Here is a 22,064-nt window from a genome sequence, read left to right on the forward strand (position 1 = left end):
CCTATTTTACAACTGTAATGTTTGCTTCTAACACTTTTTTATCATTATTTCAATTTTGATTATAAAATATATCACCTATAATTGTATTTATTATTTCTTTATTGTTGATGGAAATGTTCAGTTAGAATGCATATATTTTTACTGTGCTATTGGAATATTCTGGTTATTTTCTTATATGGCTGTTATGAGAAGTAATGCTTTCTATGGCATCTCATCTCCATAGATTCCTTAATGTAAGACGTTTATCCAGAGGATTGGCAATGCTTGACAATAATAAGCTGATACTATCATTATATTTGTCAGCTCCCAATGTTGCGATAGCCCTGGCATTAAGGTGGTCCATAACAGGCATTTTTATTCTTTTCTTCTATAGTTTTTATCTAAACGCCAATCTCCCTTGTAAAATGCAAGCGAGTGGTTTTGATTGCTTCAATATGGGAGAGATTTGAAATGAGAGAATCTTACGGTATTCAGGATTCTAATTCAATATGAATAACACTAAAGTATCATTATAAATCAATGTATTGTTAGTGTTATCAAGAACAAAATGGAGATAATAAAAGACAAGATTAAGAGCGCTATCAAACGCATAACTTACATTCTGATTTCTATCAAATTTCAGAGTTTTCATGTAATTTATAAAGATATTCTTTAGTATACTAGATACGGTAGCTAGGAGTACAATGAAAACTATGTAGTTTAAGATTTGAGTTATCTATTGGTGGAAAAAGCGATAGGTTGATTGCCAAAGTAGAGAAATAATGAAGAGGAGACCGAGTCATATCAGAAGAACAAATGCGATTTTTGCTAGCAAGATAAACACACCACCGACTGCTACAAGGAAAGTTGTAGCAAGAAGGATAAATATCGAAGAGATCATAAAGTAATACATCAGTGTTAAAGAAAAAAGCCACCTCATCAACTAAATGGACTAATTGATTGTTGTTTTGTGGCTTTTTCATTGGAATTTTTTTGAGTGGATACTAATTTTATATGTTTTTTCAAATCATTGAAAGACAATCAAAATATCTCTTATCCATACAAGAGAATAAAGTGAAGGTATAGATAAAAATGATTTAAAAACGTTACTAGATGGGTTTCGTATTCCGTATTTGTGGCATTTCTTTGTTTTTATGCCCAAAAATCTTTATATTATATTGCCGTTTTTGCTGCTCTCTCAGTGTACGCTCAGCATTGCTTAAATGTGCAATCGTTTGTAATCTTGTCATTTCATTCTGAATTTCTATAATCATAGTTTTAATATATATTTGCAGTTCTATCATTTCTCTCAGATCGGATGCGTTATCGATTTTTGTTCTTATTGCGTGTATTGTCCCAAAACGACTGTCTGCCTGACGCAAGAGATGCCAGCTTATGGCTTTATCAACCACTCCTAAAAGTTCGGAACGTACAGAAATAGCATTGCGTAACTCCTTCATATTAGTATTAATTTGTTCTTCTTTCTTAATGTTTTCAATCCATTGTGGGATCTCTGTAGCTATTTGTGTATAGTTCGTCTTATAGATGTGATCTGGATTTTGCAGAAAAAAACGACCCCATTCACTGTGCCATGAATTTAGTGCATATTTTTTAAATATATCTCGAGGGCCTGTTATGGATGTCAACATCTTCGTAAAGAGATCGTGTAGTTTCTCATTATCTGCATTCTGCTCTTTCATTGCGTTTAGAATATCAGTGATAGTATGTGTTTCTGTCTTTACACTGTTCGAAGGTTGGCTAGCTTTTTTCTGAGGTGGTTTTGACTTAGTTGGCTCTGGGGGCGGCAATGCTCCTTTGTAAGTTGAGCGACTGTCCAGATCTTGATTTGGAGGAGACAAGACTCCAAAACGGGAGCTCCGATGACTAGCACTTATTTCTAAGTTTGGTGTTAGAATAAATGCACAGATTGCTATGACAATAACCAGCTGTTTCATATTTTATGCCTTCTTTTAATTCTTACAGATTGCAGAAGATAGAAAATTATGACACTAACTTCACACATTTGTAGATGGATTCATTTCTAAGCTTCACGTTCCTTTGTAATAACTATTAAGTTGTTAGCCTTTATCGGTTTAGCTTGTTGTTTTTTCATATATACTCTCCACTAAATTTGGGAGAAATTTCTTTATTAATAGGAACGCATTATCCATTAGGTGTTTCTTTAGATTTGCAGACAATTCGCAATCAAAATTACGAAAATACTTCTCCTGCGATAATTAAATAAAAAAATTTATTATTTACTATTGATATTATAATTTTGATTATAAAGTAAAGTACCTAATTTGTTATAGCTTTACTTTTTTTTCATATTTTAATTATAATATTTCAGCTGGAGTGCAGGTATGGTTGCTCGGGTGAAATATCCTGTTCATTTGGTTATACGGTAAGTAATGCTGCTTCTTGCACCAGATTTCCATAGATGTCCCAAGGTAACACCTTTTGCTAGAGATCTTGCAATGTTGGATAGTTTAAACAACAGTACAATGGAGAGAATGGATAAGATGAGAGCGCCACCAAGCGCATAACTTACATTCTGATTGCCATCAAATTTCAGATCTGTCATGTAATTTGCAAAGATATTCATCAGTAGGCTAGATAAAGTAGCTAGGAGTACAATGAGAATTGTATAGCTTAAAATTTGAGCTATCCATCTTTCGAAAAATTGATAGGTTGGTTGCCAAAGTAAGGCAATGATGAAGAGTGGTCCGAGTCCTACCAGAAGGACAAGTGCGATTTTTGCTAGCAAGATGAATGCACCACCGATTGCTACGAGGAAACTTGTAGCAAGCAAGATAAGTATACCGAAGAGAGCATAAAGCAATCCATCACTATCTAAAAAAGCACTTTCCTCGAAAATACGGACTGCAGAATCAAAGCCATTTTGGGCTGCAGTATCAAGTAATTGAGCGAGTTGGTTATTATTTAAGGGATCTTTTATGAGTGCTTTTAACAAATCATTTGGTAGTTCTTTTAAGAAATTTGCAATTTCTGGCTCATAAAGCCCTGCGGTTAGTGCTATCGAAGTAATAATACTTATCCGCAAGCAACGGCTTAGGAATCCAGAGACTGGCATATCTATTGCACCACGCATGATGAGCAATCCATATACGATGAAAGCTATGCTAAGACCGACTGATACGAAAGGTGTAATTGTAACGACCGCTTTAGAGGAAATATCTGTAAAATATGCTTGTGTTGCTGTATCTATAGCATCGAAAAGCTGTTTGAACATTTGAAAGCTCATGACATTCCTCTCTAATAAATTTTTTTCTCTTATTTGTTGTTAGGTATTTTCCACTTGGGATGTAGTTAAATTTGACAGACTTCTTAGATCACTCAAAATACTGAACATCACATATTTTTTTGCTGATGCGTGAGAAAGAATAAATGATATAATAAACATTGTGAGAAAAAACTTCACCGGGTAGATTTTATGTTAGGCATTTGTATGTTTTTATGATTCAAAATTTTCATATTGCGTTTGTATTTTTTTTGTTTGATAAATGCTTGTTCTGCATTGTGCGAATAGTTAACCATTTGTAATTTTGCTGTTTCATTTTGTATCATGGCTAGCATTCCAGTTATATGTGCTTGCAGGTCAGCAATACTTTTCAGATCTGTTGTTTTATTGATTTGTTCCACAAGTTCTAAGATTTTCTTAAAACGATTTTCTGCATCTTGAAAAGTCTTTAAACTTACGGCTTTATCAGCACTTGTTGCATATTGAATACGTTTAGTGATGGCATCTCGGGATTCTCGAACAGAAGTAGAAGTATTTTCTTTCTGAAGAATATTTTTGACTAATGCGAATATATCTGAAGCATTATCTTCATTATAAACCAATTCTGGATTTTTAAGAAAAAAACTAGTATAGTTTGTTTGTGCAGATCCAAATTGTCGATTCTCTGTTATAGATTGATGCGTTTTTTTTGTTTGTTCAAGTTGCTGTTTGTTCGTATCAAGCTGTAATTCTAATAATTTTAATATATCCTCAATTGTATAGTTTTTTGTTGTTAATACAGGTTGATTGGCAGGCTTTGAAGCGAATAGGTTCGGTGCTGGAGCCCATCCCCAACTCCAAGCCATTGATGAGCTTGGCGTTCCTAAAATTGCTGTTATGGCTATTGTTATAATTACCTTTTTCATGTTTCCCTCCTGTCATTTTTGACATGTTGTAAAAAAATTGGTAACCATACTGCTGGATCATCGCCTACTTCAGCGATAATGTTTTCGACCAATTCTGCATTATCAGGCGTGCCTGATAATACCAAGAGCTCCTCACTAAAGTCTCTATCAATGGTTTTTCCATCGATTTTCACATGGAATTTACCGAGATTTAACTCTGCAAGTGCAGATTGGTCGCCTTGCTTGATAAGAAATTGGCGACTAAATTCACCGAGTCCTTTGATTAGTTCAAATTCAGCATCAGTGAGTTTAAAACCTTGTGTATAATCCTCATAACTTGCCTTAGGATTGGCTAGAAAAATGTAAGTTGCACACTGTTGAATAAGAGTCTTGGCGATATTACTTTCTAAGGCATCGCTAGGCTCTTGTGTAGCGTAAACAAAAATACCATTTTGTTTACGAATGGTCTTTTGTTTGTTCTTTGCCAAATCTTCAAAATATGGATCTTGCAAAGGCTTCCAAAACTCATCAAAGATATACATAAACCGCTGGCCGCTAATCATTCCTTCTGTGCGGTAAAGCAAATACATCATGACCGGAGTACGAGTTTCTGGGCTATCTAAGAATTCGGTAATATCAAAACCGTAAATTTGGTGGGTTGAGAGATCCAGCGCATCATTGGGATTATCAAATAACCATCCATAATCACCACCTTCACACCATTTTATTAAGCGAGCATGAACAGATGGATGTGCATTATAATCGTTTAAATGTGGATTGGGTAAGAACTGCACTAAAAAAGACAAACGACGCAGAGATCTATCAATATTGCTACTCATGACAGACATGACAGCTTGGTTAATTTCTTCTTCGTCGTGATGTGTAACTTCACCGCCAGCTTCTGCTAATTTTTTAACAAACTGTTTTAGAAAAATCAGATTATCTTGTGTGGGAGGAAGTTGAAAGGGATTGAAACCACTTCGCCTACCAGGCTTGAATGTGAGATATCGACCACCCATAGCCCGAATAACAATTTCCATACCACGATCTTTGTCAAAGACAACAGTTGTTGGTTTAAATTTCTGCGCTTGTGCTAATAAAAAACCAAGAAGCACAGTTTTACCAGAACCAGATTGTCCTATAAGTGCGGTATTACCAAGCAAACGTTTATTTGTCGAATCCTCTTCAAGTTTAGAGGCATGAAAATTAAAATAAAGCGGCGTTTTACTGATGGTTTTAAGAATTGTAACTGCTGGCCCCCATGGATTTCCTGTTGGTTTGCCTGACATAAAATTGTGAAAGGATGAGAATGACAAAAAGTTCAGCGATGTAATTGGTGCTGGACGTGGTCGCCATTTCCAATTTGCAGGCAGTTGCGCCCAATAACCAGCCTCTATGGCCAAATCTACCGGTTTTGGTAATACTGCTGCATCTAGCAATGCGGCACTTGCTTTTGCCATATAGTCACGAACTTGTTGAGCTGTATCACCATAGATGGTCAACGTACAATGATGTTCACCCATGACAAAATGCCCGCTAACAAGTTGGTTTAACGCTTCGTCAATTTGTTCAATTTGACTTGTTGCTACATCGCGAGCATCAATAAGGTTACGCTGATGACGCTGTAAATAATCCTTAGCAGCATGCCGTGAGAGCACGGAAAAACTTTGCGTCAAGATGAATTCAAAGTCACTTTCCAGCAAAACATTTAGTTGACCTGGCTTTGTTGTCGTGTCGTATTCTTTAATTTCTAGCATTCCAAATCGACGCATTCCACTGCTTGTCCGCAATTCGCCAAGAGCACCCCATTTCGAGAAAAAAGGTCTGTTGATAGACATATAGTCAGCAAAACGATCAAAACAGATCGGCATAGATCTGTATTCGCCATTGACAAGCATTCCAAGAAATTCAAGCGCAGAAGAATAAACATGTCCGTTTTTTTCATAAACGCCAAGAATTTCTGCACCATAACGCTTTAACGATTGGCCTAGAGTGTTGTTGATATCATTGAGAGTCTTGATACATGATTCCTGCCGCATCTTTTTTTGATCGAGTGTTTCACGCTCATGTTGAGAAAAGAATGACATGATTTTATCAGCAATCGGTTGGAAAACGATAGTCAGATATAGGTCATTGACCATCAGATTATAACCAGTAAAGCTTTGCCGATATTTTTCATCAAGCTGATAGCAAAAAGCTTGATCAAATGTTGAATCAGGATATTCATAAACACGTCGGCGTACGATATGTGTCCAAAATGACAAATTGGCCGATGCAATACCACGTAAAGTATTGTTTAGCTCTTTAGCCCACTGAAAGATATCTTCTTGTGAAGCACTTTGATGCGAACGCCCATCAATCTTCCAGACCGATAAATATTCTGCATTTTTAGTAGAGATAATTGTATCTGTAATATGATGTGAATAGGGTATAAACAAACTCACTGGCGTTTCTGATGCAAGACGTTTGCCGCTTTCAACAGCCATCATATTTATCTCCTTTTGCGGTAATCAGAGGGACTATAACTTGAAGCTCCCCAAAAACTCTTGTTGCGGTTACGAAGTTTGGTATCAATCCACAACCACCAGATCCGAAATGCTTTATCATCATTTTTGGTAATTTGTACCATAACGAACCACAGAGGTGGAGCAATTATCCACAAAAAGATATTTATTGTCATGGCAACAACGGCTACACTTACAGCCATAACAATGAGTGGCATCATCGGTACACCCCAAAGGGTTGGAACACGTGTTGCTCCTTTAAATAAGGGAAATGCTTCATTTTGTTGTGGTTTCATGTGCTACTCTAGTTACTGAATGTGAAATAATATATGGCTAATATAGAATGCTGCTCCAGCGATAATAACACTGAACGTCCATCGCAGAAATGTAGCTCTTGATATGATACGAAATATATAAATAAGCAATAAAAATAAAAGAATAACACCACAAATTATGGGAATAACCATACTGAGCCCATACTGCATACCCATGAGAATATCTAAGCTTTTAGTTTTTGTTTGAGCACACGCAGGTTGGGTTAGTAAAGATATAATTAAAATTATAACAATAGCACTAATCTTGTTGCCAGTTTTTGTTTGAAGAATATTTGATTGCTTCATATCTTTTATTCCCATTATGACTGAACTTACTATAGAAATATTTTCTGGTTTGCTGCATAAATAATTTTTTTAAAACACTTTGTGTTTATTATTTCTATGACTAACTTCAGTTAACCTTTAAATAACATTGCAACAAGTTGAGTTGCTGAACCAGCGATGACAACGCCGATTGCCCAACGGATAAATGTATCTTTTTCGATATAACGCCCTGCATAACCAATTGCTAAGCACAAAAGTATGATGGCAGCAGCAACAGGAATAATATTTTTAATAAGATCCTGTTTCAGCTTTTCTAAAGCATTTTTAGCATGTTTTAGTTCTGCATATGCGGGATGAGCCATAAAAAATACGATTACAGCTGCAGAAATTGCAATAATTCGATTATTATTTTTTGATTGGAAATTTTTTAATTGTTTCATTTTCTATTCTCATAAATACTTTTTTTAATTTTTATATTAAATGATATCATTATCAGTCTACCTATAACCAATTAGTAAAATCTATTTTGTTAAAATAGTAGTTATAAATAACTCCATTATGACTAAAACAGCATCGCAACAAGTTGAGTTGCAGAGCCAGCGATGACAACACCTATTGCCCAACGTACAAAAGTATCCTTTTCGATATAACGGCCAGCATAACCAATTGCCAAACATAAAAGTATAACGGCAGCAGCAAGAGGAATAATATTGTTGATAAGATCGTCTCGCAAAGCTTCTAAAGCAGTTTTAGCTTTGTTCAAAGTATTTTGGGCGTATGCAGGATGAATTATGAAAAACACAACTATAGTTGTGAAAATTGCAAATATTTTACTATCATTTTTTAATTGGAAATTATTTTGTTGTTTCATATTCTATTCTCATTAAAGCTCTAATAATGTTTATCTCTTGACAGTATAAGTAAAGACTATGACTGAACACAGACTTTCCTTGAAGAAAAGGATTTCGTACTATAGACTCTATGATTAACCGAATAACATTGTAACAAGTTCAGTTGCTGAACCAGCGATGACAACACCAACTGCCCAGCGCACAAAAGTATCTTTTCCAATATAACGTCCTGCATAACCAATTGCTAAACATAAAAGTATGACGGCAGCGGCAATAGGGATAATGTTAGTAATAAGATCTGTTTTCAGAGCCTCTAAAGCACCTTTTGCTTTACCTAGTTGTGCATATGCAGGATGAACTATAAGAAACACAATTATAGCTGTATAAACTACAATGATTCGATTATTATTTTTCGATTGGAAATTATTTAGTTGTTTCATCTTCTGCTCTTATTAAAGTTATCATGAATACTGTTTCTACTGTTTAATATTAATTAATATCATTACCAATTTATCTATAGCCGACAAATAAAATCTATTTTGTGAATAACATGCCGACAAGTTGAGTTGCTGAACCAGCAATGACTACGCCAATTGCCCAACGTACAAAAGTATCTTTCTCGATATAACGGCCAGCATAACCAATTGCTAAACACAAAAGTGTAACGGCAGCGATAACAGGAATAATGTTTTTAATAAGATCGTTTTGCAAACCGTCTAAAGCTTTTCTTGCATTATCTAAAGTTTGTTGGGCACGCAAAGGATTACTCATAAAGAACAGAGTTATAGCTGCTGAAATTGTGTTGATTCCATTATTTTTTTGCGACTGAAAAGTGTTTAATCGTTTCATATTTTTAAATCTAATTAGATTAGTTGGCATAAAATTACTGCTGAAAAACTTCTTTTTTCAACGAAATGAGCATTAACGTTTAACATTTTATATTTCAATGGACTTATGATTTACCAGTAAACAATAAAGTGGCAAGTTCAGTCGCTGAACCCGCAATGACAACGCCAACTGCCCAGCGTACAAAAGTATCTTTTCCGATGTAACGTCCAGCATAACCAATTGCTAAACACAGAAGTATAACTGCAGCAGCGATAGGGATAATGTTACTAATAAGATCTGTTTTCAAATCACCTAATGCTTTTGCAGCCTTATCTAGTTTAGCGTAAGCAGGATGAGTTATAAAAAATGCAGTTATAATTGCAGAAACTACAATGATCTGATTATTATTTTCTGATTGAAAATTATTTAATTTTTTCATTTTCCCTCTCATTAAAGTTCGCTCATGAGTACTATTTTACGTTTCAATATTAAACGACACTATGCCGCCTTTTCTGCAACTGAATAATAGAATTTACTTTGAACTATATCCTCTTTAGAATTTATTTCATTATGGATTTTTAAATAACATATTAACAAGTTCAACTGCTGAACCAGCGATTACAACGCCAATTGCCCAGCGCACAAAAGTATCTTTTTCGATGTAACGTCCAGCGTAACCAATTGCTAAGCCCAAAAGTATAATAGCAGCGGCAATAGGTATAATAGTACCCAATTCTTTCTGAAGCCCTTCTAAAGCTGTTTTTGCTTTACCCAAAGTTTGGGCTTGAGCACATGCTGGATGGGTTATAAAAAATACAGTTATAACTGCGACAGTTGTAATAATTTTATTACGAACTGTTGTTTGGAAAATATTTGCTTGTTTCATTTTGTTTGTCCTGATTAAGTTTAAAACTGCCATAAGCAACCCCTCTTTCATGAAGAAATTTAAAAAGATATTTTGGATCAGCCCAAGTTCTCAATTTTCCTCTTTGTGTAAGAAGTGTATATTCATTTGCTGTCCCAGTTACTGGATCATCTGCAACAAATGTAAAATACCACTCCCTTTCTGAACGCATCACAATTGTAATCTCACGTGCTGCTTTTTGATTAAATGCCATATCAACACTATTTTGTTCTATCATTTTCATTATTTCTGCCCTCAATTAGAAAAGATTTTATGCAATCTTACTAATTAGAGCTTTAATAATTTCTTATCTACCTTTCATCATGACATTCTATCAAAATTGTAATTCTAAACGATAAATATAGTAATCATTAGTCCTGCTGCCTTTCCAATGGAGAGTCTTCTACTGTAAAGGCATCATGGGCACTACTTTCTTTATGTGTAAAAGCATCTTCTTCTAAAGAGACAGGAAGAGACTCTATCTTAATTTTTTGTTCTACCTTTCTGCTATGAAGCCATGTGGGCTCCTCTAATTCTTCATCTACGAGCGTAGAAGCCTTTACCTCAACAGATGAGGCATCTTTTTGCACATCAAGATCAACAAAGCTATTTTTGAATTTTCCAGCGCCGTAAAAACTAAGCACAATTTGTTCAGCACTATCTTGCGGCACTGTCTGTTCACAGCAACGCTCTAAAGCAGTTCTTACAATGTGAAAATTCTTATAACGATCAGAAATCTCAGAAGGAAAGAGTTGTGACTCTTTCTTATTATCAACATCAATTTGCCCTATATTTACGTCAAAATTATGTTCACTTTGCTTAATTGTTACTATTGTTTTTTTAGGTGCTGATGGGGAGTATGATAATTTATCACTCATATTTACTGCACAGATATTATTCCACGACTCTTGTATAACGACAGTTGAAGGTACTGTCGCGTGTAGAGTTGATGCGTATGCAGCAGCAACCATTATGAAATTTGGAACAATCATAAGCAATACATCCAATCATGAAAAGATTTCTTGATACAAACGTCAAGTCTGTGTGGTTTTTCTGACTGTTGCCACACTGTGTTTTGATAGATAGACGAAGCAAGATTCTTAAGCTTAGAATATCCTTTATAAATATGGATTTGCTTCTTTTTAAGGATGTTTTTCACATATTCTAGTACCCAATCAATGTGATAGCAATCATGTTTGCAAAAAGAGAGATTACTCTTAAGGAAGAACCATTTTTGTTTGGTCGTTGGGGTTGATTGTTTTATATAATTTTTTGATTTTTCAATTTTTTCAAGAGAATATCGATTTAAACCAGAAAGCCGTTGTGTATGGGAATATTTCTTATTGTAAGCATGAACTGTACGATCATTATGCACAGAGGGCTTGTTCTTTCTCACATATTGCCATAGTTTATAAAATGGCGATTTATATTCACTTTTGACCGCTGGTTCGTGAGAGTCAGGGAGAGGTAATGGTCTTTGTATACCCCGATTATCCATTTCAGCGATCAAACCGAAAAAGGATACGGTCGTGATAATTGCGACACAATTAAACAACTCTTCGTGGTCCAAAGCACATCTCCGTCAAGGTGACATATTTATCGTAGTTTTAATTTCGATAATAAATGGACAAAAATTGTCTATAATTGTGTTTAAAATATGGCAAAGCACAATTCTTTTTTGCAAGGGGAGTAATTAAGGTGGATGATCTCAAAAAGATGAATTTTGATGAACTACAAGAAATGCGTGCTCAAATCGATGTAGAATTGAAAAGGCGGCAAGCAAAAGAAAAACAAAATGCACGACGCAAAATTCTTGAAATTGCCAGTGCACATGGAATTGATATTGCTGATCTTGTCGGTAAAGAACGCCATTATAGAAATCCCAATAATCAATGGGAGTTATGGAATGGACGTGGGCGTAGGCCTAAGTGGATTAAGGAATGGTTGGAGAGTGGTTGTACGCTTGAAGAGTTAGAAGTGACATAATACTTAAGCAATATGCAAAAGTTATGAGAAGCAAGAGATGGGAACTCAGGCAGTGTGTTCTTTTGGGTGATTCGATATATAAAATGCTGAGTTAATGTATTAAAGCGCTGAGCGGTAAGGTAAAACTATAGAAAACATCAGGCATTCGTTCGACGGGGAAAGCTGTGTTGCTGCTAAGTCAGTATCGTCCATACTGTTTAGAAGCTCTCAATTGCACTATAGCTTTTGTATTTGAGAGGGTTTATGAGAGGTATTTTTTACTCATTTTTATCTACATTTAAACGCTTTTTATGCTGTGCAAAAAGGTGATGTTCATTGGTTCAATGTAAGGTGGACTGTGATAAAAATTTTACAGTATACGGTGTTGTGATTCTAAATTGAAAAAAAACGATAACTTATCACAATAAATCAATGTATTACTGTAATAATGCTGGTGTTATCATTTTATTTGCCAGCTCAAATTATGTTTATTTTTGCATAAAATAATTTATGAGAGGTACTTTCATCTCTTTCTTAAGCGGTTTTATCTATACATTGATTCTTTTTGTGATCTGTAAGCGCATGGCTTTGATTGATTCTTCATAAAAAGAGTTGAGAATTTGCTGTGTTCAAGATTTTTACAATATGCAAAATGATAAATTCTCATTGTAAGCTAATATGTTGAAGCATGTCTTTATGTTTTAAATACTGATCTGTAGGATCGTCATGTGATGCTGTTATGGATTTGTTTGTTTTTTTATGGTGTGGCTGTAGAGAGCAGCTCTGGGCTTGATCTTTTTATTGTTGGTCTGTTTGAGATAAGCAAGTGTTTTAGGGGATAAGGTTTTTGTCATTGGATTGGTTTTAGCATTTTGAGAGAATTTTGTGATGTATTTAAATGCATTTGTTATCAAAATTCATTATGTAGATCATTGAATAGAGGGTGTATTGAAAAGATAGAAAGAACCATTTTCTCGCTTTTTTTGCTTGAACAGTATGCAAAGGGAAAGATTACATGCATGATTCTTCAAAGATTTTTATGAAAAAATACCAAGTGACACTACAGTATATCGATTCTTTGAAAAGCTTAGTATAGAAAAATAAGTGAAGGGCTTCTCTTTAACAATTGGGAGAAATCTTATTCATAGCTTGCAAACAGTGAAATGGTATGGATTTTGTTTATTTTTTAAAGTGGGAGTCCCTGTAGCAAACGTGGAGCATGAGGGGAGAGACCGGCGGCTTCTTGAATGAGATATTGTTTTATCTTTGGTGTTTGATTGACAATTCCAAGACCGGTATCGCGTAGTATTCGCAAAAAGAGATTATCATTAGAAAAAAGTTTGTTAAGCCAGTCATTGCTTAAAGCCATACGTGTGGTTTCAAAACGTCTCCAGCCTTGATAGCGCTCTAAAGCAGTGAGGGAGCCAATATCAAGTCCCAATCGTGCTGTTTCAATAAGAACTTCAGCAAGTGCAGCGCTATCGCGTAATCCTAAATTAAGTCCTTGTCCTGCTAGGGGATGAATTGTGTGGGCAGCATCGCCAACCAGAGCAAACCGAGCTTTAATGCATTGACGTGTTAGTGAAAGGTTTAGGGGAAAAGCTTGACGTTCACCATTCCAAGAGAGCTTTCCAAGTCGATGACCAATGCGTTTCTCGAGTTCTGTTTCAAAAATAAGGGCATCAGCTTTGAGGTAATATTGTGCGGTTTTATGATCTTCATTCCATACAATGGCCGATCTGTTGCCTTTGAGGGGGAGAAGCGCGAAAGGTCCAGCAGGTAAGAAATGTTGAATGGCTTGTCCGAGATGGGGTTTTTCATGTTCAATAGTGCAGATGATTGCCGTTTGTTTATAGGAATGAGAAAAGTTTTTCAGTCCTGCTTTTGTGCGTAATTGGGAATGCGCTCCATCAGCTGCAATAAGCAATTTCGTTTGCCAAATTTTTCCATTGTTTAAGGTGACAGTTGTATGCTGCTCTTGTTGGTGAAAATCAACAACGCGTGTGTTTGTAATAACAGAAATATCCAGATCTTTTACACGCTTTTTTAAAGCATTTGTGAGTTCTCTATGTTCCACCATAGCTGCAAAGGGCTCATCGGGAGCGATATCTCCTGCAAAGGTTAAAAGAGTCGGTTTGACAGGATCATTTACGCATGCATCAGTGATGATCATGGAATGAATGGGTTGGGCATAGGGTTCTATAGGTTTCCAACATTGCAATTGTTTTAACATACGAATAGAAGCAGCTGAAAGGGCAATTGTTCGTATATTGGAAGTGGGCATGTCTTGTGGGGAAGCAGCATCAACGATAGTTATTTTCAGTGTGGGGGCTGTTTGCTTGAGTGCTATTGCTAGCGTTAAACCAACCGCCGCTCCCCCCGCAATGAGAAGATCGCATTGTTTTAACGTTTTGTTGGATTTGGTCTTTTTATCGGGTTTTATATTTTTACTAGGATCAGAATACACAACACTTCGTTCCATTGTTGGCAGTTTATTCGTTTTTAAATAAGGATATCTTTTTTAACATTCTCTTTTCTACAATATTTTAACTTCCTCTTTACTTTAAAGAACTAGGATTTTTGATGTGCACCGATCTATGAAATAGGTAGGATTTTCTTAGGTGTATACCTTCTGATAATCGTCCGTGTAATTTACTTCATAGTTTCATTGAGCAAATTGTACCCTGAATATTCTGGTTAAGTTTCTATTTCTCTATTTGTATACTTAGTTGATGCAAAAGAAAACTGAAATCAAACAGCAATAGCACTCTCTTTTTAATGGGCATGATGTGTTTTAGTCTCACCCTTTTAAAGGATAAGGTCTGATGGTCCTACAAAATGGGAAATTGTTATGAATATGATGGTAAAACTGTATTAGTATTTTGTGGTCATAATTTTACAACTCTTTAATGTGAAGATTTTGTATTTGGAAATTGAGAGATGCATCAAAGTTCTTCTCCTTATGATTCATTAGAAGCGCAAAAATCTTACAGTTCACGGCTCATTGAAATGTTTTTGCGCCAAATTGGTGTTTTCATTGGGCTTGGACTTTTGGGCTTCATTCTTTTTTGCGTTTTGGCTTTGGCAACGTGGAATGCAGCAGATCCTTCGTTGACGCATGCAAGTACAAATAAAATTACAAACTTTATGGGATGGCCTGGGGCAATTTTTTCAGATTTTGTCATGCAGTTTTTTGGTTTGGCTGGTCTTGGTGTGTTGTTGCCGCCATTATTTTGGTCGTTTCTTTTGTTGGCGCAAAAAAATATCTATAATTTGATTTTTCGCCTTTTTTTGTGGGTGCTATCAACGATTTGTTTTTTAATTTCTTTTGCCCTTATAACACCTGTTGCTTCTTTTACATATTGGCCGTTGCCTATAGGCTTGGGTGGGGTTTTAGGGGATAAAGCTTTAGGAGCTGTTTATTCCATTTTTCCTGTTTTTCTTTCTCCTGTTCAGAATGTACTGTTGGGGTTGGTGGTGCTTGTTTTGGGTTTTTTCATGGCTGCTTTTGCGGGTAATGTGGTATGGCGGCGCCAGAGAAAGAAAAGTAAAGTAAAAAATGTTCATAAAAACGAAAGTGTTGATCCTCTCTTCGATGAGCTAGAAGATCCAGAACAAGGTGCAGAGAGAGTGCAGCATGGTTTTTTTGTGACAACTTTAGGCGCTATTTTCCATCTTTTTTATTTTTTACAAGCGCGTTTTTTTCGCCTTTTTTCTCGAAAAAGTTGCTCTAAGAGACAAGAAAAGTCTTTGGATCGCATTGAACCAATTTTTGGCGATGAAAAAACAAAATATCAAGAAAATCAGAAGAAGGCATCTGTTTCTCCTGTTAAAAGCCGTGTTGTGAAACCTTTAACGGCTTCTTTAAATGGTGGTTTTCTTCTTCCACATTTAGATTATCTTTCGGTTCCACCACCGTCTGTTCGAGATGCAAAACTTTCTCCTGCTGTCTTAAAAGTCAATTCTCAGGAACTTGAGAGGGTCTTATTAGATTTTGGTGTTAAGGGAAAAATTATTGATGCGCGCCCTGGTCCGGTGGTCACTTTGTATGAATTTGAACCAGCAGCCGGTATTAAGTCGTCCCGTATTATTGGTTTGGCAGATGATATTGCACGTTCAATGCGTGCCATTTCAGCGCGTGTTGCTGTGGTACCAGGACGTAATGTCATTGGCATAGAATTGCCCAATGCGAAGCGTGAGATGGTTTATTTACGAGAAATGTTACAAGCGCAAGAATTTGTTGAGAGCAAAGCAAAACTGGGACTTGCTTTGGGTAAGACAATCGGGGGTGAGACGGTTATCGCAGATTTAGCAAAAATGCCGCATCTTTTGGTGGCAGGTACAACGGGATCAGGAAAGTCTGTTGCCATTAATACCATGATTTTATCACTTCTTTACCGTATGACACCTGAACAATGCCGCCTCATCATGGTGGATCCGAAAATGCTTGAACTTTCGGTTTATGATGGCATTCCTCATTTGTTAACACCTGTGGTGACAGATCCGAAAAAAGCTGTGATTGCACTGAAATGGGCTGTTCGTGAAATGGAAGAACGCTACAGCAAAATGTCTAAACTGAGTGTGCGTAATATTGATGGATTTAATGCACGCCTTAAAGAGGCAAAAAGTCAGGGAGAGACAATGGCGCGTACAGTTCAAGTGGGATTTGATCATGAGACTGGTGAGCCTCTTTATGAAACGGAAACACTTGATTTTAGTCCTATGCCCTATATTGTTGTTATTATTGATGAAATGGCTGATTTGATGATGGTTGCAGGCAAGGATATTGAAGGAGCGGTTCAACGTTTGGCACAAATGGCACGTGCTGCTGGTATCCATGTGATTATGGCAACCCAGCGTCCTTCGGTAGATGTGATTACGGGGACTATTAAAGCGAATTTTCCAACACGTATTTCTTTTTCTGTCAGTTCAAAAATCGATAGTCGAACAATTCTTGGTGAACAGGGCGCTGAGCAATTGTTAGGACAAGGGGATATGCTGTTCATGATGGGTGGAGGGCGAGTCCAGCGTGTTCATGGGCCTTTTGTGGCTGATGATGAGGTGGAGCAGGTGGTTATGCATCTTAAAGCACAAGCTTTGCCTGATTATTTGGAGACTATTACCCAAGAGACCGCAGAAAATGAGACGGATGCATCGTTGGCTTCCCCTTGTGCAGATGATCCTTATAGCCAAGCTGTTGCCGTTGTTCTTCGTGATCGTAAAGCTTCAACCTCTTATATTCAACGCCGTCTAGGAATTGGTTATAATCGTGCGGCTTCATTGATTGAGCGAATGGAAGAAGAAGGTATTATTAGTGCTGCAAATCATGCGGGGAAACGGGAAATTTTGGTGCCTGTTGAAGAAGAACGTTTTTAAGATAAAATCTTTTTCTTTTAGGGAAGGGATTTATTCAGCGTTCTCCTTAACTTATAGAGTCAATAGCTGTTGCTTGTGAGCCTTTATAAAAACGTTTTTTATGACTGAAAAGAACATTTATGTTCGCAATAATTATGTTTTTTGCTCTTTCATTTTCCGTTGAGAATTGGGTATAATCTGTGCTACTTTATTTGTTCAACATATGGAAATAGAGGACATCATTGGTGCGGCAAATTATATGGGGAGGGGAAAGTTTTTATGGCTTCAGAAACTCAAGGGCCGTTTGAATGTTTGGGGAGTGTGATAGAGAAGATTGCCAAGAAGAGAGGGGAGGCATCGTTGCCGTCTTCTTGTGCAGATGATCCTTATAGCCAAGCTGTTGCCGTTGTTCTTCGTGATCGTAAAGTTTCCACGTCTTATCTTCAACGCCGTCTGGGCGTTAGCTATAACCGTGCTGCTTCATTGATTGAGCGGATGGAGACAGAAGGCGTTATTAGTGCCGCGAATTATATGGGAAAACGGGAAGTTTTGGTGTCTGTCCCAAAAGAACATTTTTGAAATAAAAGCTTTTGATAGTCTTTATAAAACAATATCTTTTTCTTTTAGAAAAGGGTATTTATTTACTCCTTAATAATAAAACAAACGCGTATTGCTTGGGAGCATTGTTTATGAAAACATCTTTTTTGCAACAAAGAGGAAGCTTGAGGTTTGTTGGAATTATTGTCTTTTTGTGCTTAACTTTTCCTGCTTTTTCGCAATCATATAAGAAAGTGGCGTCCAATAAGGTGGCAAGAGCGCAGAATGTTGTGAATTATTTTGCAGCAATTAAAACAATGACAGGAGATTTTATTCAGTTTAGTCCGAAAGGAAAAATGTCTCAGGGAACGTTTTATTTAGAACGTCCAGGAAAAATTCGTTTTATTTATAAAAAATTACCTTTACAGATCATTGCAGATGGTCAATTCATAGGAATTAATAATCGTGCACTGAATACGTGGAACTTTTCACAACTTTCTCAAACGCCCATGAAGTTTCTGTTAGACGATAAAATTAATATATCATCGGGGCGTTTGTTGGCGTTTCGCGAAGATCCAGGAGCAGTGACAATTGTTCTGCGGGATAAAAGCATGGGGGCAGGGCAAATAAGGATGGTGTTTGATTCTAAAAACGCGGCTTTACGGCAATGGACAATTGTTGATCAACAAAATTTGGAGACCACTGTTCAAGTCATGAATGTACGCACGGGTGTGAGATTTGTTGATGGGATGTTCACACTTCCTTCAAATAAATAGTGCATTGTACCTCATTGGAATTGAAACAGATGATCTTTCGTATCGCGACTTGGAATATTAATTCTATCCGTTTGCGTCTTGCACAGGTTTTGCAATATTTGCAACTCTTTTCTCCGGATATTTTATGTCTACAGGAGACAAAATGTCCGGATGCTTTATTTCCAGTGGAGGCTTTTAGAGCGGCCGGATATAAGTATATTCTATTGAGTGGACAAAAATCTTACAACGGCGTGGCAATTGTTTCGCGTTTGCCTTTTAAAAATGTTGAAAAGCGTTCTTTTTGTCAAAAACAAGATTGTCGTTATCTTTCGGTCATTGTGGAAGCCTATGGCAAGAGCATACGGATTCATAATTTTTACGTTCCCGCTGGGGGAGATGTACCTGATGCTGAGGTGAATGAAAAATTCCGTCATAAACTTGACTTTTTAGAAGAAATGTCTATGATCCACGTTGATCAAGGAGATGGTTTTTCTTCTCTTTTGTTGGGTGATTTGAATATTGCTCCTTTGCCAGAAGATGTGTGGTCTCATCAACAGTTGTTGAAGGTCGTAAGCCATACACCTATTGAAACGGAACGGTTACAAGCCTTATGCCACCAAGGTGGGTGGGTGGATCTTATGCGTATGCATATTCCTGTTCCCGCTAAGCTTTACACATGGTGGAGTTATCGTGCACGCGATTGGGCACTTGCTGATCGGGGACGGCGCCTTGACCATATCTGGTCTTCTCCAGATTTAGCTCCATTTGTTGCAGATCTTTCCATTTTTCGTGAAGCACGGGGCTGGAAACAACCTTCAGATCATGTTCCAGTACAAACTGTATTTGATTTTTCACGGTAACTTTGAAATAACAAGTAAATAAATTATTAATATTATTAATGATTCTGAAGAAATATGGGAGACTAGATGTATATCAGAAATCTCAAAGGGGTTGTTTCTAACAGATTACTCTATAGTGTTTTATTGTGTTTTTTTCTATTATCGGGATGTATGGTTGGTCCTAATTACCGTAAAACATCTTTTCGTGTTCCAGAAAATTGGGGACAACAGTCTGCGCAGATTTCAAGGCGTACAACTACGCTTGCTGGGTGGTGGCGGCGCTTGGATGATCCTGTTTTGAATGCATTAATCAATGAGGCAATTTCTGGAAACAATAGTGTTGCTGTTGCCAAGGCACGAATTCGCGAGGCGCGTGCGAGTTTAGAGCAAACGGTTGGATCTCTTTTGCCAAGTATGACAAATTCTTTTTCAGGAACGCGTAGTAGTGGCAGATCTGATACGGTTTTAAATAAAAATTTTAACCAATATCATAATAGTTTTGATGCGAGCTGGGAGCTCGATTTTTTTGGTGGACATAAGCGGGCAGTTGAAGCTGCACGTTATGGCTTTGAAGCGACTGTGGAAGATATGCGTGATACCATGGTGATGCTTTTGGGAGATGTAGCAACAAATTATGTTCAAGTCCGTGGCTGGCAACACAAGTTATTAATTGTGCGGCAAATTGCTGCATCACAGCGTAAAACATACGAATTAATACGGAGCAAATTAACAGCTGGTGATGCTTCAGAGCTTGATGTTTCAAATGCAGAGGCACAAGTGGCCAATACAGAAGCAGATATATCACAGATGGAAGCGAATTTGGCCATGAGCATCCATCGCCTTTCTGTCTTAACTGGGCGTGTGCCCACAGCTTTGCGAGATCTTTTACAAAAAAATGCCAAACATGCAAAAATTCCGCAACCAAAATGGCCAATACCAGCAGGAATTCCAGCGGATATTTTGTTAACGCGTCCGGATTTACGACGGGCTGAGCGCCAATATGCACAAGCAACAGCAAGGATTGGTCAACGTGAAGCAGATCTCTATCCATCACTCACTTTAACCGGTAGTATTTCGACAGCCGCAGAGACAATTCATCAATTATGGAAGGCTTCAACCATTGGTTGGTCTTTTGGACCAGGGCTTCGTTTACCTTTGTTTAATGGGGGGCAGATCATGGCCTCTGTAGCAGCCGCACGTGCACAGCGTGATCAGGCTTTTGTGACATATCGGGTTGCTGTGTTAACAGCATTAGAAGATGTGGAAAATGCGTTGGTAAGATTGACCAAAGAACATCAGCGATTAGAAAAGTTGATCGTTGCAAATAAGGCTTCTTGGCATTCCTTACAACTTTCACGCAGCCTGTTTGAAAATGGAAATACCAGCTTTCTTGAATTGTTAAATGCGAATCGCTCTTATTATTCTGCGCAAATGGCGCTTAACGATAGCCGTATTACTTTGGTTACTCAATATATTTCGTTGATGAAAGCACTGGGTGGGGGCTGGGATGGTGTTGTTGATGTCTCACGTCCAGAAGTTGTTGATGGTGTACCACGTACGCGTACAAAGGTAGGGAAATGAAAAAAAGTTTTATAAAAAATTTTATTACAAAACGTAAAAAACTGTCTTTCTTTTTAACCATTCTATTCCTTATCATTGTATTATGGTTGCGTTCTGTTTTTTTTGGAACAGCAGCACCAGTTTATATGACAGCAGTGGTGAAGCGTGGTGATATCGAGGAAAGTGTTTTGGCTTCTGGTCTTGTGCGTCCTTATCGGCTGGTGGCTGTTGGTGCACGTGCAACAGGGCGTGTGGTCTCTATGCGTGTTGTTCCTGGTAGTGTTGTCAAAGAAGGTGATCTTTTGGCGGAAATTGATCCTACAGATCAGGAAAATGATCTGAAAAGAAAAAAGGCAGCATTATCGCATTATTATGCGAATTTAGTGGAACAAGAAGCTTACCTTTCCCTTGCACAGAAAAATTTAGAGCGTCAAAAAGAAATGATCAAGTCACATGCGACTTCACGGGCAAATCTCGATGATGCTACAACACAAGTAAAAATACGCGAGGCGCAAATTGCTCAGCTTCGCCAACAGATTGTACAAGCACAAATTGATGTAGACAGTGCAGAGGTGAATCTAGGATATACTAGAGTGACGGCTCCTTCAGCGGGAACAGTGTTAGCAACTGTTGTGGAGGAAGGGCAAAATGTGAATGCGGTTCAGTCAGCACCAACGATTGTTATTTTAGGTGATTTGTCAAAAATGACAATTAAAGCACAAATTTCAGAAGCTGATATTTTGAAAGTTCAGGCTGGACAGCCTTTGTATTTTACAGTTTTGGGAAATTCACAACGTCGTTATGAGGGTGTTTTAGAAAGGGTGGATCCGGCTCCTGAGGAAATTCGCGCTGATGTGAGTATTAATCCTGGTATGGTGGGAGGGTCGAGCGCTCTTATATCATCGGCTATCTATTATAATGGGGTTGTGCATGTGGATAATGCTGATAATTTTTTGCGAACCTATATGACGGCACAAGTTCATATTATCTTAGGGCGAGCTCAGAACGTTTTGTTGGTTCCAAGTGATGCTTTGCGGGATGAGACAAAAGAACGTACAGCATGGGTTTCTGTTTTGGAAGAGAAAGATAAAGTGGTGGCAAAACAAGTGACCGTCGGCCTTAATAATAAAGTGATGGCAGAGATTGTTTCAGGGCTTAAGGAGGGGGATGTGGTTATCACAGGTTCGAGCGATGGAGAAATGCCCAATATTCCTCATGAACATAATGAAGATGAGAGCTAAA

At 37.3% G+C, this 22,064-nt stretch carries 21 protein-coding genes and 1 pseudogene; 7 read left to right on the forward strand and 15 right to left on the reverse strand.

Going from position 1 to position 22,064, the window contains the following annotated elements:
- Nucleotides 1-1,088 precede the first annotated feature (1,088 nt).
- The 14 genes from PVV64_RS00745 to PVV64_RS00810 all read right to left on the reverse strand — a co-directional run bounded on the left by PVV64_RS00745 (nt 1,089) and on the right by PVV64_RS00810 (nt 10,803).
- On the reverse strand, nt 1,089-1,934 hold the full coding sequence (locus PVV64_RS00745) for a type IV secretion system protein (RefSeq protein WP_273759178.1): 846 nt from the start codon (nt 1,932-1,934) through the stop codon (nt 1,089-1,091).
- A gap of 434 nt (nt 1,935-2,368) precedes the next feature.
- Complete coding sequence (locus PVV64_RS00750; RefSeq protein ID WP_273759179.1) at nt 2,369-3,244, reverse strand: type IV secretion system protein; 876 nt, start codon at nt 3,242-3,244, stop codon at nt 2,369-2,371.
- A 173-nt stretch (nt 3,245-3,417) separates the two neighbouring features.
- Nucleotides 3,418-4,146: a type IV secretion system protein gene (locus PVV64_RS00755; RefSeq protein WP_273759180.1), complete on the reverse strand. Its 729-nt coding sequence runs from the start codon at nt 4,144-4,146 to the stop codon at nt 3,418-3,420.
- Complete coding sequence (locus PVV64_RS00760) at nt 4,143-6,614, reverse strand: VirB4 family type IV secretion/conjugal transfer ATPase (RefSeq protein WP_273759181.1); 2,472 nt, start codon at nt 6,612-6,614, stop codon at nt 4,143-4,145. The genes PVV64_RS00755 and PVV64_RS00760 overlap by 4 nt, the downstream gene beginning before the upstream one ends.
- A gap of 2 nt (nt 6,615-6,616) precedes the next feature.
- Nucleotides 6,617-6,925, reverse strand: coding sequence for a type IV secretion system protein VirB3 (locus PVV64_RS00765; RefSeq protein WP_273759182.1), 309 nt, complete (start codon nt 6,923-6,925; stop codon nt 6,617-6,619).
- A 12-nt stretch (nt 6,926-6,937) separates the two neighbouring features.
- A complete protein-coding gene (locus tag PVV64_RS00770) occupies nt 6,938-7,249 on the reverse strand; it encodes a conjugal transfer protein (protein ID WP_273759183.1) in 312 nt (103 codons plus the stop codon).
- A 110-nt stretch (nt 7,250-7,359) separates the two neighbouring features.
- Nucleotides 7,360-7,668: a VirB2 family type IV secretion system major pilin TrwL gene (trwL, locus tag PVV64_RS00775; RefSeq protein WP_273759184.1), complete on the reverse strand. Its 309-nt coding sequence runs from the start codon at nt 7,666-7,668 to the stop codon at nt 7,360-7,362.
- A 122-nt stretch (nt 7,669-7,790) separates the two neighbouring features.
- The gene (gene trwL, locus PVV64_RS00780) at nt 7,791-8,099 is read right to left on the reverse strand and encodes a VirB2 family type IV secretion system major pilin TrwL (protein ID WP_273759185.1); all 309 of its coding nucleotides are present in this window, start codon (nt 8,097-8,099) and stop codon (nt 7,791-7,793) included.
- Between the two features lie 114 nt (nt 8,100-8,213).
- The gene (gene trwL, locus PVV64_RS00785; protein WP_273759186.1) at nt 8,214-8,519 is read right to left on the reverse strand and encodes a VirB2 family type IV secretion system major pilin TrwL; all 306 of its coding nucleotides are present in this window, start codon (nt 8,517-8,519) and stop codon (nt 8,214-8,216) included.
- 94 nt (nt 8,520-8,613) lie between these two features.
- A complete protein-coding gene (trwL, locus tag PVV64_RS00790) occupies nt 8,614-8,928 on the reverse strand; it encodes a VirB2 family type IV secretion system major pilin TrwL (protein WP_273759187.1) in 315 nt (104 codons plus the stop codon).
- Between the two features lie 103 nt (nt 8,929-9,031).
- Nucleotides 9,032-9,346, reverse strand: coding sequence for a VirB2 family type IV secretion system major pilin TrwL (trwL, locus tag PVV64_RS00795; protein WP_273759188.1), 315 nt, complete (start codon nt 9,344-9,346; stop codon nt 9,032-9,034).
- 129 nt (nt 9,347-9,475) lie between these two features.
- Nucleotides 9,476-9,793, reverse strand: coding sequence for a VirB2 family type IV secretion system major pilin TrwL (trwL, locus tag PVV64_RS00800; RefSeq protein ID WP_273759189.1), 318 nt, complete (start codon nt 9,791-9,793; stop codon nt 9,476-9,478).
- Entirely contained in the window at nt 9,756-10,055 is a 300-nt protein-coding gene (gene korA, locus PVV64_RS00805) for a KorA family transcriptional regulator (RefSeq protein ID WP_273759190.1), read from the reverse strand. The genes trwL (PVV64_RS00800) and korA overlap by 38 nt, the downstream gene beginning before the upstream one ends.
- A gap of 127 nt (nt 10,056-10,182) precedes the next feature.
- Nucleotides 10,183-10,803 carry a hypothetical protein gene (locus PVV64_RS00810; protein ID WP_273759191.1) on the reverse strand — a complete coding sequence of 207 codons (621 nt, stop codon included), beginning with the start codon at nt 10,801-10,803 and terminating at the stop codon, nt 10,183-10,185.
- A 706-nt stretch (nt 10,804-11,509) separates the two neighbouring features.
- On the opposite strand from PVV64_RS00810, the gene PVV64_RS00815 reads away from it, so the two are divergent.
- Nucleotides 11,510-11,797: an H-NS histone family protein gene (locus tag PVV64_RS00815; RefSeq protein WP_273759192.1), complete on the forward strand. Its 288-nt coding sequence runs from the start codon at nt 11,510-11,512 to the stop codon at nt 11,795-11,797.
- 1,165 nt (nt 11,798-12,962) lie between these two features.
- Here the strand turns inward: PVV64_RS00815 and PVV64_RS00820 are convergent.
- Nucleotides 12,963-14,243 carry a ubiquinone biosynthesis hydroxylase gene (locus tag PVV64_RS00820; protein ID WP_273759274.1) on the reverse strand — a complete coding sequence of 427 codons (1,281 nt, stop codon included), beginning with the start codon at nt 14,241-14,243 and terminating at the stop codon, nt 12,963-12,965.
- Nucleotides 14,244-14,716: 473 nt separating this feature from the next.
- Between PVV64_RS00820 and PVV64_RS00825 the strand changes: the two genes are divergently transcribed.
- The 6 genes and pseudogenes from PVV64_RS00825 to PVV64_RS00850 all read left to right on the forward strand — a co-directional run bounded on the left by PVV64_RS00825 (nt 14,717) and on the right by PVV64_RS00850 (nt 22,063).
- A complete protein-coding gene (locus PVV64_RS00825; RefSeq protein WP_273759193.1) occupies nt 14,717-17,152 on the forward strand; it encodes a DNA translocase FtsK in 2,436 nt (811 codons plus the stop codon).
- 345 nt (nt 17,153-17,497) lie between these two features.
- A pseudogene (locus PVV64_RS00830) lies at nt 17,498-17,710 on the forward strand (DNA translocase FtsK); the annotation flags it as partial.
- Nucleotides 17,711-17,820: 110 nt separating this feature from the next.
- Complete coding sequence (locus PVV64_RS00835; RefSeq protein ID WP_273759194.1) at nt 17,821-18,444, forward strand: outer-membrane lipoprotein carrier protein LolA; 624 nt, start codon at nt 17,821-17,823, stop codon at nt 18,442-18,444.
- Nucleotides 18,445-18,473: 29 nt separating this feature from the next.
- Complete coding sequence (locus PVV64_RS00840; protein WP_273759195.1) at nt 18,474-19,283, forward strand: exodeoxyribonuclease III; 810 nt, start codon at nt 18,474-18,476, stop codon at nt 19,281-19,283.
- Nucleotides 19,284-19,349: 66 nt separating this feature from the next.
- A complete protein-coding gene (locus PVV64_RS00845; protein ID WP_273759196.1) occupies nt 19,350-20,843 on the forward strand; it encodes an efflux transporter outer membrane subunit in 1,494 nt (497 codons plus the stop codon).
- Nucleotides 20,840-22,063 carry an efflux RND transporter periplasmic adaptor subunit gene (locus PVV64_RS00850; RefSeq protein WP_273759197.1) on the forward strand — a complete coding sequence of 408 codons (1,224 nt, stop codon included), beginning with the start codon at nt 20,840-20,842 and terminating at the stop codon, nt 22,061-22,063. The genes PVV64_RS00845 and PVV64_RS00850 overlap by 4 nt, the downstream gene beginning before the upstream one ends.
- Nucleotide 22,064 lies beyond the last annotated feature (1 nt).

Source organism: Bartonella sp. ML70XJBT.G, from assembly GCF_028618575.1.
Lineage (GTDB): Bacteria > Pseudomonadota > Alphaproteobacteria > Rhizobiales > Rhizobiaceae > Bartonella.

Bases quoted from the DNA above. Each gene is read 5' to 3' on its own strand.
- PVV64_RS00750 (WP_273759179.1), bottom strand. From the start codon at position 3,244: ATGAGCTTTCAAATGTTCAAACAGCTTTTCGATGCTATAGATACAGCA.
- PVV64_RS00765 (WP_273759182.1), bottom strand. From the start codon at position 6,925: ATGAAACCACAACAAAATGAAGCATTTCCCTTATTTAAAGGAGCAACA.
- PVV64_RS00755 (WP_273759180.1), bottom strand. From the start codon at position 4,146: ATGAAAAAGGTAATTATAACAATAGCCATAACAGCAATTTTAGGAACG.
- trwL (WP_273759189.1), bottom strand. From the start codon at position 9,793: ATGAAACAAGCAAATATTTTCCAAACAACAGTTCGTAATAAAATTATT.
- trwL (WP_273759186.1), bottom strand. From the start codon at position 8,519: ATGAAACAACTAAATAATTTCCAATCGAAAAATAATAATCGAATCATT.
- PVV64_RS00760 (WP_273759181.1), bottom strand. From the start codon at position 6,614: ATGATGGCTGTTGAAAGCGGCAAACGTCTTGCATCAGAAACGCCAGTG.
- trwL (WP_273759185.1), bottom strand. From the start codon at position 8,099: ATGAAACAACAAAATAATTTCCAATTAAAAAATGATAGTAAAATATTT.
- trwL (WP_273759187.1), bottom strand. From the start codon at position 8,928: ATGAAACGATTAAACACTTTTCAGTCGCAAAAAAATAATGGAATCAAC.
- trwL (WP_273759188.1), bottom strand. From the start codon at position 9,346: ATGAAAAAATTAAATAATTTTCAATCAGAAAATAATAATCAGATCATT.
- PVV64_RS00825 (WP_273759193.1), top strand. From the start codon at position 14,717: ATGCATCAAAGTTCTTCTCCTTATGATTCATTAGAAGCGCAAAAATCT.
- trwL (WP_273759184.1), bottom strand. From the start codon at position 7,668: ATGAAACAATTAAAAAATTTCCAATCAAAAAATAATAATCGAATTATT.
- PVV64_RS00810 (WP_273759191.1), bottom strand. From the start codon at position 10,803: ATGATTGTTCCAAATTTCATAATGGTTGCTGCTGCATACGCATCAACT.
- PVV64_RS00770 (WP_273759183.1), bottom strand. From the start codon at position 7,249: ATGAAGCAATCAAATATTCTTCAAACAAAAACTGGCAACAAGATTAGT.
- korA (WP_273759190.1), bottom strand. From the start codon at position 10,055: ATGAAAATGATAGAACAAAATAGTGTTGATATGGCATTTAATCAAAAA.
- PVV64_RS00840 (WP_273759195.1), top strand. From the start codon at position 18,474: ATGATCTTTCGTATCGCGACTTGGAATATTAATTCTATCCGTTTGCGT.
- PVV64_RS00835 (WP_273759194.1), top strand. From the start codon at position 17,821: ATGAAAACATCTTTTTTGCAACAAAGAGGAAGCTTGAGGTTTGTTGGA.
- PVV64_RS00850 (WP_273759197.1), top strand. From the start codon at position 20,840: ATGAAAAAAAGTTTTATAAAAAATTTTATTACAAAACGTAAAAAACTG.
- PVV64_RS00845 (WP_273759196.1), top strand. From the start codon at position 19,350: ATGTATATCAGAAATCTCAAAGGGGTTGTTTCTAACAGATTACTCTAT.
- PVV64_RS00745 (WP_273759178.1), bottom strand. From the start codon at position 1,934: ATGAAACAGCTGGTTATTGTCATAGCAATCTGTGCATTTATTCTAACA.